Origin of the sequence: Streptomyces sp. NPDC006207 (assembly GCF_040613835.1) — a bacterium.
In the GTDB taxonomy this organism is placed as follows: domain Bacteria; phylum Actinomycetota; class Actinomycetes; order Streptomycetales; family Streptomycetaceae; genus Actinacidiphila.
This window is the reverse complement of record NZ_JBEXSX010000072.1, coordinates 1-11,809: the sequence shown is the minus strand read 5'-3', so window position 1 is coordinate 11,809 and position 11,809 is coordinate 1. Positions and strand designations below refer to the sequence as shown.

Below are 11,809 nucleotides of genomic sequence, written 5' to 3'. Positions count from 1 at the left end.
GTGTATTGACGGCCACTCGGTGACTGACTCGATCGGGTGGAGCTGGGCCTTGGCGAGGAGGTCGCGGCGGCGGGCCTCTGTCCACTCGTCGTTCCATTCGGCCAGGAGGGCGCCGATCTGGGTGCGGCTGTCCCAGCGCAGGCGGCTTTGGATGATGCGGTAGAGGGCGGCGTTGGCTTGGCAGTCGCCCCCCCCCCGCGGTTGAGGCGCCTGCGCTGGGTTTTGCCGGTTTGGGGATGCCTGGATGAGTTTGGGGTTGCTGAGTGGCGTCAGCTGTTCCCGCAGATCGGCGGGGACGTGATGAGGACGGCCTTGAGCTGATTGATGGCCTGCGTGCGAGCTTTGACCGCGGAACCCTTGGCGAGCTTGTAGCTCCACTCCGGCCTTGTGAACCGGGCCTTGCGAGCGGGCCCAGGTGGTGAGCATGCGATGGCCGGTCGAGTCGGCTGGGAATGCCTTGTGCTCGAGCAGGACTCCGGTGCGGGTGATCAGGGCCGCCACGTGGATGTCCTTGTGCTTGTCGCCCCCAAGACGATCTCAGGCCCGATGATTGTGGGCACGATGTTCGTATGGACGCCCGTCACGGGCATGGAAGTCCTTGATCGCATCGAAGACGCACGGGCGACGCGGACTGCCTGTCAGAGCGGTGATGGCGCCGTCGATGGCAAGGCCCCTATCGGGACACGGCAGTCCGGCCGGATCGGAAGGCGACCGCTCCCATGCCGCGGTCGGCAGATCAATCCGTAGGCACGGGTGCCAGTTGGACCACGGGCCAGGCCAGGACACGGGCAACGCCCGACAATTCTCACAGTTCGACCAGATCCGCCGCCAGGTCTCACGCGGGAAGGCAGTGAAAGCCAGCAGGTCGTGGCGGGCGGAATCCAGGTGCTCGGCGACCTTGGGGAATTCTGCCTCCGTGTCCGGTACGTGCCGCATCCGGGCTTGGACGGCGTCGGCATCGGGCTGTTCGAAGACCGTCCGCAGCAGCGTCGCCACCCATGGCTGGGCCGATTTCGGTACCTTGGAGAGCAGATCGCGGGCATGATGCGTGCGGCAGCGTTGCCACGAAGCCCCAGGCAGGACGGGTCCGACGGCGTCGACGCGGCCGGCCCCAAAATCGGACCGGGCAGAGACCGCAAGAAACCCGACAGTTCGTGGCGGACAAGACCTGCAGCAACGGCCCGTGCCGCCCATACCTGCGGCGCGGGGGCATCCGGCACACGAACCAGGAGAAGACCGACAGGCAAGCCGCCCGCCTACGCAAAGGCTCACGCAGCAGACGGTCACCCGGCATCGGCGCCGACCGCTACAAGAAACGCAACACCGTCGAGCGATCGGTCAACCGGCAGGACGCCGAGAGTGGTCAGCCTGGTGCCCGGATGCACGGTCGAAGTGCTTCACACCCGGCCATGCACTCCAGCAAGGTGATCTGCTGCGCCAGGAGCTGCCGGCTGATCATCAGCAGCTCGCTGCCCGCGTGTGGCGTGACTCCTCGGCGACGGCTACGAAGTTCTCAACTGTCGGAGATCAGGGGTCACAGGTAGAGCCTATGGCCGCCACAGGTAGCCGATGTTGGACGGCGCTGGGTGCCGAGACAACGATTGACCTCGGTAAACACCCCTTTGAAAGGCATGCGAATGACGAACGACACGCAGGGCCGCGTCTGGCTGATCACGGGCTGCTCGACCGGGTTCGGCCGAGAGATCGCGCTGGCAGCGCTGGCCGCCGGTGACCGGGTCATGGTCACCGCGCGCCGCCCGGAGGCGCTCGCCGACCTCGTGCAGGCCGGCGGTGACCGGGTCAGCGCGGCGGCACTCGACGTGACGGATCCGGCATCCATCCAGGCCGCGGTGAAGGCGACGCAGGGCGTGTTCGGCCGCATCGACGTCCTGGTGAACAACGCCGGGTTCACCATGCTCGGCTCCGTCGAGGAAACCTCGATGGAGCAGCTGCGATCGCTGATGGAGGTCAACTTCTTCGGTACGGCGGAGGTCACCAAGGCGGTGGTCCCCATGATGCGCGAGCAGGGCAGCGGGACGATCGTGCAGATGAGCTCCCAGGGCGGCCGGATGACCTACCCGGGGCTGGGCGGCTACGACGCGTCGAAACACGCGGTTGAGGCCCTCAGCGAGTCGCTGTCGAGTGAGCTGGCGCCTCTGGGCATTCGGGTACTGATCGTGGAGCCCGGCATGTTCCGCACCAAGATCACCAAGAACATGGTCCTGGCTCCCGAGAACCCGGCCTACGCCGCGACTTCGGGTGGCCTCCGCCAGATGGTCGCGGGAGTGCAGGGCAATGAACCGGGTGACCCTGCGAAGGCCGCGGCGGCCATTCTCGATGTGCTCGACGCCGAGAACCCGCCCCTCCGTCTCGTACTCGGCAGTGATGCGGTCGACGCCATGCGTGAGCACCACGAGGCCCTGCTGTCCGACATGGTCACCTGGGACGCGTTGAGCCGCTCGACAGACATTTCGTGACCAGGAGCGGGCACTGACCGCGGCGGGCTGGATCCTCCATCACGCGGAACAGCTCGCGGGATGCAGCCCGCTGCTTTGGCGGAGATGATCGCGCATGGCCGGCCCGCGGCATTGGGACGGCCCTGCTGAGCGAGCTCGACGCCCGGCCACGGGATGTGAGCAGTCGGCGGGCTTTCGTCGTAGGCGGTTCGGCCTGCCCTCCGTCCGCTCATGAGGAACCTCGAAAAGCGTCGCGGGATGCGACGCTTCCACGCGTGGGCATGACGGCTTTCTGGCAGTTCCACCGGCCGGACTCGATCATGAGTAGGAATGGCCTACCGCATCACGCAGGGCTGTTTCCCGGCGTTGGCGCAGGCCAGGTTGCTTGGCACCGAGGGTGAAGTACTTGCCCACGATGGCAAGGCGCCGCTCGTGGATCGCGGGCTCCTGCTTTGGCGGCGCAGGCGCGCCGACAACCTGCCCTTGAGGACGAGTTCAGCTTGGACGGCTGGCTGCGCACCGGGGACCCCGGCCGGTGCGCCCGGATGGCTATCCCACCCTCACGGACGAGGTCAAGGATGTGATCCAGTCCGGTGGTGAGTGGATCTCCTCCGTCGAACTGGAGAAGGACCTCATGGTGTACTCCGCGGTCGCGGAAGCAGCCGTCATCGGGGTCGCCGACGATCGGTGGAGGGAAAGGCCACTGGCCATCGTGGTGGGGAAGACCGGCGTGCCCGCCGCCTACTCCAACTTCTCCACATTTCCTGCCACTCGCGTGGCCGGGTGGCAGGTGCCTGAGCGGTGGACGAGCGTAGAGACGATCGTTCGGAGCGCGCCTGCCCCCACATCCCAGAAGCGTGCAGGCCTCGCGCGCACTCGCGCCCTGTCTTCTGGCTCAGAGGGGGGCTGAACTCCATCGCAGTTCCGTTCAGGCCGAGCGCCGGAGTCCCCTGAAATCCCGAATGCGGCTGCGGTCGACCTGGGCGCCTCCCTTGGCCGGGATGCAGGCCGATCAGACGCTGCTGACACCCGAAGGAAAACAATGACCAACGCCCACGGCCGCGCCGACATCCGCGACATGCTCGTCGTCCATGAAGCCTTCCGCAGGGCCTACGGCAAGATGCCCAGCCTCGTCCTGGCCGTCTCCCCTGGCGACACGGCCAGGGCCGCCGTTGTGGCAGACCATATCGAGTTGATCAAGGAGTTCTTGCACCTGCATCACAAGGGCGAGGACGAGCTGCTGTGGCCGAAGCTCATAGCGCGGGCGACGCAGGATGTGGCCCCGACGCTGGCGCTCATGGAAGAGCAGCACACTCAGATCGACGGCCTGATCGCCACATGCTCCTCCAGTCTTGTGCGGTGGAGAAGGAATGCCGCCGCATCCGACCGCGACCAGCTCGCTGCGGCGCTGCGGGCGCTCGGTGAGGAACTGACAGCGCACTTGGCCGTCGAGGAGGCGGAGGTGCTGCCCATCGTCGACCGGTACATCACCGCGGCCGAGTGGCACGCGCTAGGAGACCATGCCATCAACGGCCTTCCCAAGAGGAAGCTGCCCATCGTGTTCGGCATGCTGGCTTCTCTTGCCGAACCGGCGGTCGTCACGCTGATGCTGGCCAGCGCTCCCCTCGTGCCGCGCATCATCATGCCCGTGCTGGGGCCGCGAGCCTTCGCGTCGCACGCCAGGAAGATCTATGGGGCCGGCGGTTTCTAGAACCGCAGGCAGGCATGGCACAGAGAGTGACCGCAGGAGCGAGGCTGCTGCGGCCAGTCTCTTGTCAGATGGCCTTGCTCCTCACAACTGGGCTGCGCCCACGGGGTAGGCAGCTCAGCGCCTGCTTCCCTGGCCCGCTGACGGATCTGTTCGGCAGTGGGCCGGGGGCCGCCATGCAGCACCGCGGCCCGGGCCGCGCCCCAGTCCGGTGCGTCACCAGCGGTGTGCCAGGCGGCGAGCGTGTGCACGACGTCGATGATGCGGGACAGCATGTCCTGCTGCACCGACGCGGCCCACGGGTACTCCTGGCCGTCGAACGGGCAGCCGCGTACGAGAACGGATCGACGGGTGGAAGCAGTACCCGTCCTTGGGACGTGGCAGGTACGGCTCTCCCTGTGGAGTCATGCCGAGGCGGGCCCGGATTTCCGGCAACCGTGACTGCAGCGTGCGGGTCGCCCATGGCGAGGCCGGGTCCATCGCCGTGCCTAGCGCGTCGGCGTTCCGGCGGAGCTTGAGCCGGGCTCCGCCGCCGGGCCAGAGGCGGAAGGAAGGGTCGCCTTGACAGGTGGATCCGGCCGGGGTCGGCGGTGCCGAACAGAGCCGGGAACGGGCTGCCCGCCTCGGTGTCCGTACCGGCATTGGCGTGGGGGGACTGTAAGTGGAACGGCACCTCTCTGTGTCAAGCGGGGGCGATCAGAGAGGTGCCGTTCGTTGGACAGACTCCTCGCGCGGGCAGCCGGGGTCGGCCACCAGCGTGGCGGTCGGGATGCCCAGGGGGTTTTTGCCGGCAGGTCAGGTGAGTTCGTCGGGTACGGGGAGGCCGAGATGGGTGAGGAGTGCGCCGACTTTGCGGTCCAGCTCGCGTCCCACTTCGGTGATCTCGGGCCGGCCGAGCGCGCTCACCGTGTCGCTGGGGCGGTCGATGGCGAACATCGCCTCGCCTGTGGGGGATTCGTGGATCGTGGTGCGCAGGGGTGCGTACATCAGGGCTCCGGCGTCGTGACGGTACATGCGCTCGGCGATGGTGTGATTGCCCATCAGGTACTCGGTGCAGCGGGCTTGGTCGCCGGCGACGCCGAAGAGCGGCTGGGCGTCGAACTTCCAGTAGATCATGAACCCCAGGGGTGCGCTCTCGTCGGCGAGCTTGCGTACGGCGCTCCACGAAGCCCGTTCGGTGACGAGCTCGAAGGTGCGCCGGTAGTCCAGCGGCGGGACCGCCTGTTCGAAGCGGGCCCGGAACTGTTTGTAGTTCGTTCCGGCCGGGATCTCCAGCCGGGTGACGGAGCGGGGGAGTGCGCGGATCGCCGGGTGCGTCGTCGTGGTGTGGTGGGCCATGACCGGCTCCCTTCTGGCTTGTCTTGTAGGAGCCAGTCTAAGACGTAGGACGGACTCTCTCAACAAAAGCCAGCATTTCGGGCACTGCGGGGTGGTTCACCCGGTCCCGGCGGCGCCCAGGACCTGGGCGAGGTTGCTTCGCCAGGGCCTGACCCAGGCGGTCTCGGAGCGCGGTACCGCCTTGCGGCAGCGCGGGCAGCGGCGGCCGGGTTCGAACGACTGCCCGCACGTGCTGTGCACGAGACGCATCGGCTGCGTCGGTGACGCGGGCTCGCTGTGGCTGTTCCCCCACACCATCATGGCGTGCAGGACGGGGAGCAGGTCCTCACCCGCGCGCGTCAGCCGGTACTCCTCGCGGGTGCGGCCGCCGCCCTCGGGCCGGTAAGGGGCGCGCGCGAGGAGCCCCGACTCGACGAGCTGCCGCAGACGGTTGGACAGGACGTTGTCGGCGATGTCCAGTTCGGCCTTGAACTCGTCGAAGCGTGTCATCCCGATGGTGGCGTTGCGCATGATCAGCAACGTCCACCGGTCGCCCAGGATGTCGGCGGCCCGTCCGATCGGGCACGGTCCGTCGGCGGTTCCGCGGCGGGGTCCGGGCATGGCGCACCTCCAGACTTGCTTAACGCAAGCCTACGGCTTTTGCCGCCGGGCGCGAGGCCGTCGTGGTCCCCGGGATGTGACCGTGGAGCCGGCGGAGGTGGCCGATGCGGCCTCGGTGGCCGGGCAGGTTTCCCGTCGCCTGTGACAAGGCGCCCCCCCCCGGCGGGCGGCCCGGTCACCGGGCCCGCCCGCACAGGCCGCCATGTCGGCTCCGGCGCCACCGCAGGCCTGCGCGTATGCCCGTCCGGCAAGGGGGCGGGTCACTGGTGCGCGGCTGTTTCATGCTCCAGTCGGCGCGGTGGTACGCCTTGCGGTGGGGTCCCTTCGCGGTTGTCAGAGGGCGGGGTGCTGGTCGCGGACCGGGCTGAGTGCTTCCAGGAGCGAGGCGATGTGCAGGATCGTCAACTCCGCGTGCCAGGTGGCCGCCAGCTGGACTCCGACGGCATGCCGTCGTTGCTGGTGCCGAACCGCATGGACAGGGCCGGCAGTCCCGTCAGGTTGAACGGGACGGTCGTCGAGGACACGTGGAAGGGGCCGACGGTGTGGCCGTCGAGGGTGAACTGCCCGAGCTGGTGCTGGTGTGCGGGGATCGTGGTCACCGGGAGCAGCAGGAGGTCGTAGTGGTGGAAGTACTCCGCGAATCCGTCCCGGAGCCGCTCGATGCCCTGTTCTGCCCGGACGTAGTCCTGCACGGACGTGTCGGGCATGGCGGCCAGGGTCTTGGAGTAGGTGAACATCTGGTCTTCGTGACCTGCGGTGACCTGGCGAAAGGCGGGCTTCACCTCCATGACGTGCTGCAGGTTGAACAGTTCGAGGGGTTGTCCCGCTCAAGGGCCGGGATGGTGACGGCGTCGACTCGTACTCCGGCTGTCTGCAGGGCGTCGGCGGCCGCCCGCACCGTTGCCGCGACCTCTGCGTCGGTCGGGCCGAGTCCGGAGTCGACCAGCCAGCCCACGTGCACGGGCCGTTCCGGCCGGGCGCCCAGACCGGCGTCGAACTCGCGGGGGGCGGTGGCAAAGCCGTCGGCGCCGTCGGGGCCGGCCAGCAGCCCGTACGCGAGCGCGAGGTCGCGGATGCTGCGGGCCATGGGGCCGACGTGCCAGTCACGGCGCGGCTCGCGCGGCCAGATCCCCGTTATCGGGATGCGCCCGTGCGTGGGCTTGAAGGACACGACACCGGTGTCGGCCGCCGGCCCGCGCACCGAGATGGACAGGTCGGTGGCGAGTCCCAGCGGTGACATCCCCGCCGCGATCGCCGCGGACTCCCCGCCGCTGGAACCGCCGGACGAGCGGTTGAGGTCCCAGGGGTTGTTCGTCCTGCCCGTCAGGAGGTTGTCGGACTCCACCCAGTACGAGAAATCCGGGAGATTGGTCTTGGCCTACAGGATCGCCCCGGCCTGCTTCATGCGCGCCACCGCGGTGGCATCGGTGTCCGGGATGCCCCGGCGAAGATCGGCGAACCGCGCTGGGTGAGCACTCCGGCGGTGTCGAAGGAGTCCTTGGAGGTGAAGGGCACACCGTGCAGCGGCCCCACGTCCTCGCCCGCCGCGAACTCCTCGTCCGCCGCCCTCGCGGCTTTCAGCGCACCGTTGGCGAGCGTGACGATGGCGTTGAGCCGCGGATTGACCGCCTCGATACGGTCGAGGTGCGCCTGGACCACCTCGGGGGAAGACACCACCCCTGGTTCCTCGCGGGTCCCACCGCGGGCGCCTCATGAGGCCAAGGGCCGCAACCTGGCAAGAGACCGTAATTGATCCCCGGATCGGTCCCATCGCCCGCTACGGGCTGCTTGGTCGCTTTGGGCCGCCCGGTCGGGGCACTGCCGGTGCAGCCGCGGCCCAATCGGATCCCGTGAAGCGCGCTCGAGGGCCCGGCTCGGCCGTGGGGACCATCGTTGCAGCCGTTGGCGAGAACCCTCATCGTCGTGGGCCGCTGCCGCTTCAACGCCTTTGTGCCGTGCGAGGGCCTGCGTCGGTTGCGTGGCCCGGACGTGATCGGGTTCGGCGATGACGGTGCGCAGGGGTAGGGCCCTCTACCGGGTCGGGCCGGTCAGTCGTGGGGGGGCGTGTCTATTGCTGGGTCTGTGGGGGCCGGGCTGTTTGTCGCGTGCGTGTCGGTTCGATGTCGTGCAGCGCGTCTGAGTCGGATCAGTCGAGGGTGTGGTTGCGGCCGGTGTGCAGGATCTCGTCGGAGAGGTCGGGCTGGACGTGGCGTACGGCGCGGGCGAGCATCAGCGCGCCGACCATTTCGCTGAGCAGGCGGATGGCCCTGTGGCGGGCCTCGGCCGGGTCGGGCTCGTGGCCCTTGTCGCCGGCTTCGCGCAGGAACTCGGCGGTGAAGCCGGTGAGGTAGCCCTCGACGCCTTCGGCGTAGGCGCTCTGCACGGCTTCGCTGTGCCGTCCGGCGTCGGTGACCAGGGAGGCGGAGGGGCAGCCGCCGTCCGGGGCGTCACGGTGTGCGGTGGACAGATATCCGGCCAGGATCCGCTCCAGCGGGGAGCCGGCCTGGTCCGGACCGTCCTCGATCGCCTGGGCCATGACTCCGAGCGAGGCGGCGTAGGAGGCGGCGTACACCTCCACGGCCAGGTCGTTCTTGGAGGCGAAGTGGTTGTAGAAGCCGCCGTGGGTGAGTCCGGCTTCCTTCATCAACTCGGCGATGCCGACCGCGTCGATGCCCTGCGAGCGGAACATGCGGCTCGCCGCGTCGAGGATGTTCTGCCGGTTGCGGGCCTTGTCCTCCTTGGTGATCCGCGGCATGGCCGTCCTCTCGCGTCGCTCTCGATTTGAGCTTTTTAAGGATGTATCTCATCATAGCAGGAGTTCCAATGATGCCCATCATTAATAATTCGTGGAAGGGGAGCGTCATGCGCGCCATCGCCTACGACCAGCACGGAGAAGCCGGGCAGGTACTACGCCTGAGAGGGCAGGGAGCGAGTTTTTGCCCGGTTTGCCGCTGGGTGTGGGTCAGGTCCGATGATCAACGTCGATCCACTCTGTTTGTCCTGGTCTGTCGTCGCGCGTTTCAGTGACGCCTGCACGAACCGGCGGCAGGGCGCAAGTAGGTGGTGCCAGGCTGGCGCGGTGAGCGAGCGCCGCGGTTACTACACGGACACGACCGACGAACAGTGGGCGCTGATCGAGCCGGTGATCGCGGCATGGAAGGCGCAGCACTCGTCGGTCAGCGGGCACACCGGGCGCTATGCGATGCGCGGGATCGTCGACGCGCTGATCTACCAGAATCGCACCGGCTGCCAGTGGTCGCTGCTCCCGGGCGACTTCCCGCCGGCCTCGGCAGTGAAGTACTACTTCTACCGGTGGCGCGACGACGGCCTGGATCAGGTGATCTGTGAGCTCCTGCGCTGCCAGGTGCGCGAGCGCGCCGGGCGCGCGGAGGACCCGTCGCTGGTGGTGCTCGACGCGCAGTCGGTGCACGCGGCGGTCAATCTCCATGCGTCCACCACGGGCAAGGACGCCGGTAAGAAGGTGCCGGGCCGCAAACACGGGATCGCGGTCGATGTCATAGGGCTGATCATCGCGGTCGTGGTGATGGCCGCGAGCGTGCACGACAACGCCATCGGCACCGCACTGCTGGACAAGCTCGCCACCACTACGAGCACGGTGAGCAAGGCGCTGGTGGACCAGGGGTTCAAGAACACCGTGGTCGAACATGGCCGGGAGATCGGTATCGACGTCGAGATCGTCGAGCGCAACCCGGCCGATACCGGCTTCGTGCCGCAGCCGATCCGGTGGAGGGTGGAGCAGACCCTCGGCACGTTGATGCTGCATCGGCGGCTGACCCGTGATTACGAGGGCAACCCGCGCTCGAGCGAGTCCCGGATCTACTGGGTCATAAGCTCGATCATGATCCGTCGGCTGACCGCCACGAGTGCCCCGACCTGGCGCGGACTATAGAAGGACGATGACGGTGACCTCGCTGTTGGACAAACTCGCCGACCGCGAGCAAGCCGTACGCACCCACGCCGACTATCTACGAGTGCAACTCGCCCAGCTCACCGCCCAGATCAGCGAACTGGAAGCCGAACTCGCCGACCTGGCCACGACCCGCAAGGTCTTGCTCACCCTCGGGATCGACGAGCACGACCCGCAGCCGCGGTCCCTGCCCGACAATCCCGTCTACCAGTACATCCTTTCCGCCCTCGCCGACGCGGACAGGCCCGTGCGCGCGAAAGACCTGTGCCAGGTGCTCGACCTCGGCCTTGAGCCGAAGAACATCGAAGGAATGCGCTGCAAGCTCAAGCGGCTGGTTGCCCGCGGTTTGATCGCCGAGAACGAGCCTGGTCTTTTTGCACTCTGCAGCCGATGATCACGTCCGCTCCACGCCACGTGCCGGGGATTTGATCCGGGCTCGGTGACACACCAGGCCGAACCCGCTCCCCGCACCCCTCAAAGCTCTATCGGGTACGGCGCCTGCCTGCTCTCGTGCTGGAGTCTGCGGAAGAAGTCCGTCATCACGACGGCGGCCGGCGCGTCGCGAGCGAGGATCGCCGCGGCCGTCGCGGGGGCTCCGGTAGGGACCTCGCCCCGGGCGTACGCGCGCAGCCGGGCCTCGCGATCTTCCCGCCCGGACCCGAAAAGTGCGGTGACCAGCCATTGCGACGTGTACATGGCCGTGTAGCAGCGGTCGTAGTTCTGGTGCCGTTCGAAGAAGGCGGATTCGTCCTTCGACAGCTCGAACCGGGAGGAGATGGCCAGCCCGTAGTCCGCGAAATACAGGCGCTCACCATCGGTGAGGATGTTCTGGAAATAGGCGTCAAAGTGCAGCAGTCCGCGGGCGTTCATGAACGAGATCCCTGCCTCCAGGTTCCGCTCCACCATCGCGCACGCCCGATCGGCGGCCTCTCCACGGGCATTTATCTGCTCACCGAGCCACTGATGCACGTTCTGCGGGATGTACTCCAGGAACAGCGCGATGCTCGCCGAGGAGTCCCGCAGCTCCTCGATACGCCGGCGCACCTGCGATCCGCCGCCCCAAAAGGCGACCGTGCCCTCGATGTCGGACAGCTCCTCGGGCAGCGGCGTCGAATCCGGCACCACCCGCCAGTGGTACATCAGCGGGAAACCCTCGTAGTCGCCCGCGAGCACCCAGCTTGTGGTCATGGCGTGCGCAGCCAGTTCCCGCCACGCTCCAAAGCCCGGCCCGCCGATGCCGTAGTGGCAGAATAGCGGCAGCTCGAACAGGTTCGCCGTGGACCGGACGTTCTCCGGCCACCGCTCCAGGTCGGTCAGCGGCACCCGCTTGACGAACACGGGCATCCCGGCGACCTCCAACAGCGCCGACTTCCCGCCGATCCCGGATCCGATCGGCGCGGCCGCATCCAGGGCTTTCGCCAGCGCGTGATCGCTGAGCAGAGCCAGGGAAGTGGAGACGGCGCTGTACGCGGTCAGCCGCGCGGCGAAGGACATGGGACCGTACCCTACGGGGAGTTCGACGGCTGCGCCGGGAGCCCGACTCACGCATCAGGTGGGTGCCGGCGAGCCTGCCTGCTGGCCGACACCTTGAGTCCGGCAGCCCGCAACCCTCAACAAATGCGCTCTGACCTGCACACCTGCCCCACGTCCAAGGACCAAGCAGACAGAAGCTCGCTTTCCGCCCTCTAACGGCTCGACTCACTCGCGCGGCTGTGCAAGTCCGGGCGTCACGCCGGCTACTCACCTGAGAAGTGCCTCCGGCTGGTGCGGGAAGCAGAA

At 67.9% G+C, this 11,809-nt stretch carries 12 protein-coding genes and 1 pseudogene; 5 read left to right on the top strand and 8 right to left on the bottom strand.

Annotated elements, in window-relative coordinates; all coding sequences use genetic code 11:
- Nucleotides 1-537: 537 nt before the first annotated feature.
- Nucleotides 538-1,122, bottom strand: a pseudogene (locus ABZ312_RS37965) (transposase); the annotation flags it as partial.
- A gap of 515 nt (nucleotides 1,123-1,637) precedes the next feature.
- Between ABZ312_RS37965 and ABZ312_RS37960 the strand changes: the two are divergent.
- The 3 genes from ABZ312_RS37960 (at nucleotide 1,638) to ABZ312_RS37950 (ending at nucleotide 4,167) form a co-directional block, all read left to right on the top strand.
- Nucleotides 1,638-2,477, top strand: a complete 840-nt coding sequence (locus ABZ312_RS37960) for an oxidoreductase (RefSeq protein WP_500328242.1) — start codon at nucleotides 1,638-1,640, stop codon at nucleotides 2,475-2,477.
- A 514-nt stretch (nucleotides 2,478-2,991) separates the two neighbouring features.
- Nucleotides 2,992-3,366 carry an AMP-binding enzyme gene (locus ABZ312_RS37955; protein WP_500439679.1) on the top strand — a complete coding sequence of 125 codons (375 nt, stop codon included), beginning with the start codon at nucleotides 2,992-2,994 and terminating at the stop codon, nucleotides 3,364-3,366.
- A 132-nt stretch (nucleotides 3,367-3,498) separates the two neighbouring features.
- Complete coding sequence (locus tag ABZ312_RS37950; RefSeq protein ID WP_500439678.1) at nucleotides 3,499-4,167, top strand: hemerythrin domain-containing protein; 669 nt, start codon at nucleotides 3,499-3,501, stop codon at nucleotides 4,165-4,167.
- Nucleotides 4,168-4,959: 792 nt separating this feature from the next.
- Here ABZ312_RS37950 and ABZ312_RS37945 read toward each other — a convergent pair.
- The 6 genes from ABZ312_RS37945 to ABZ312_RS37920 all read right to left on the bottom strand — a co-directional run bounded on the left by ABZ312_RS37945 (nucleotide 4,960) and on the right by ABZ312_RS37920 (nucleotide 8,857).
- Entirely contained in the window at nucleotides 4,960-5,502 is a 543-nt protein-coding gene (locus ABZ312_RS37945) for a DUF302 domain-containing protein (protein WP_500439677.1), read from the bottom strand.
- A gap of 96 nt (nucleotides 5,503-5,598) precedes the next feature.
- The gene (locus tag ABZ312_RS37940) at nucleotides 5,599-6,102 is read right to left on the bottom strand and encodes a winged helix-turn-helix transcriptional regulator (protein WP_500439676.1); all 504 of its coding nucleotides are present in this window, start codon (nucleotides 6,100-6,102) and stop codon (nucleotides 5,599-5,601) included.
- Between the two features lie 401 nt (nucleotides 6,103-6,503).
- Nucleotides 6,504-6,890, bottom strand: a complete 387-nt coding sequence (locus tag ABZ312_RS37935) for an amidase family protein (protein ID WP_500439675.1) — start codon at nucleotides 6,888-6,890, stop codon at nucleotides 6,504-6,506.
- Nucleotides 6,881-7,447 carry an amidase family protein gene (locus ABZ312_RS37930; RefSeq protein WP_500439674.1) on the bottom strand — a complete coding sequence of 189 codons (567 nt, stop codon included), beginning with the start codon at nucleotides 7,445-7,447 and terminating at the stop codon, nucleotides 6,881-6,883. The genes ABZ312_RS37935 and ABZ312_RS37930 overlap by 10 nt, the downstream gene beginning before the upstream one ends.
- A gap of 56 nt (nucleotides 7,448-7,503) precedes the next feature.
- Nucleotides 7,504-7,779, bottom strand: a complete 276-nt coding sequence (locus ABZ312_RS37925; RefSeq protein WP_500439673.1) for an amidase family protein — start codon at nucleotides 7,777-7,779, stop codon at nucleotides 7,504-7,506.
- A 469-nt stretch (nucleotides 7,780-8,248) separates the two neighbouring features.
- Complete coding sequence (locus ABZ312_RS37920; RefSeq protein ID WP_500439672.1) at nucleotides 8,249-8,857, bottom strand: TetR/AcrR family transcriptional regulator; 609 nt, start codon at nucleotides 8,855-8,857, stop codon at nucleotides 8,249-8,251.
- A 324-nt stretch (nucleotides 8,858-9,181) separates the two neighbouring features.
- On the opposite strand from ABZ312_RS37920, the gene ABZ312_RS37915 reads away from it, so the two are divergent.
- Together ABZ312_RS37915 and ABZ312_RS37910 are read left to right on the top strand one after the other, a co-directional pair.
- Nucleotides 9,182-10,012 carry an IS5 family transposase gene (locus ABZ312_RS37915; RefSeq protein ID WP_500364467.1) on the top strand — a complete coding sequence of 277 codons (831 nt, stop codon included), beginning with the start codon at nucleotides 9,182-9,184 and terminating at the stop codon, nucleotides 10,010-10,012.
- Between the two features lie 7 nt (nucleotides 10,013-10,019).
- Entirely contained in the window at nucleotides 10,020-10,424 is a 405-nt protein-coding gene (locus ABZ312_RS37910) for a hypothetical protein (protein WP_500364469.1), read from the top strand.
- An 80-nt stretch (nucleotides 10,425-10,504) separates the two neighbouring features.
- Here ABZ312_RS37910 and ABZ312_RS37905 read toward each other — a convergent pair whose 3' ends face one another.
- Nucleotides 10,505-11,524, bottom strand: a complete 1,020-nt coding sequence (locus tag ABZ312_RS37905) for a protein kinase family protein (protein ID WP_500439671.1) — start codon at nucleotides 11,522-11,524, stop codon at nucleotides 10,505-10,507.
- Nucleotides 11,525-11,809 lie beyond the last annotated feature (285 nt).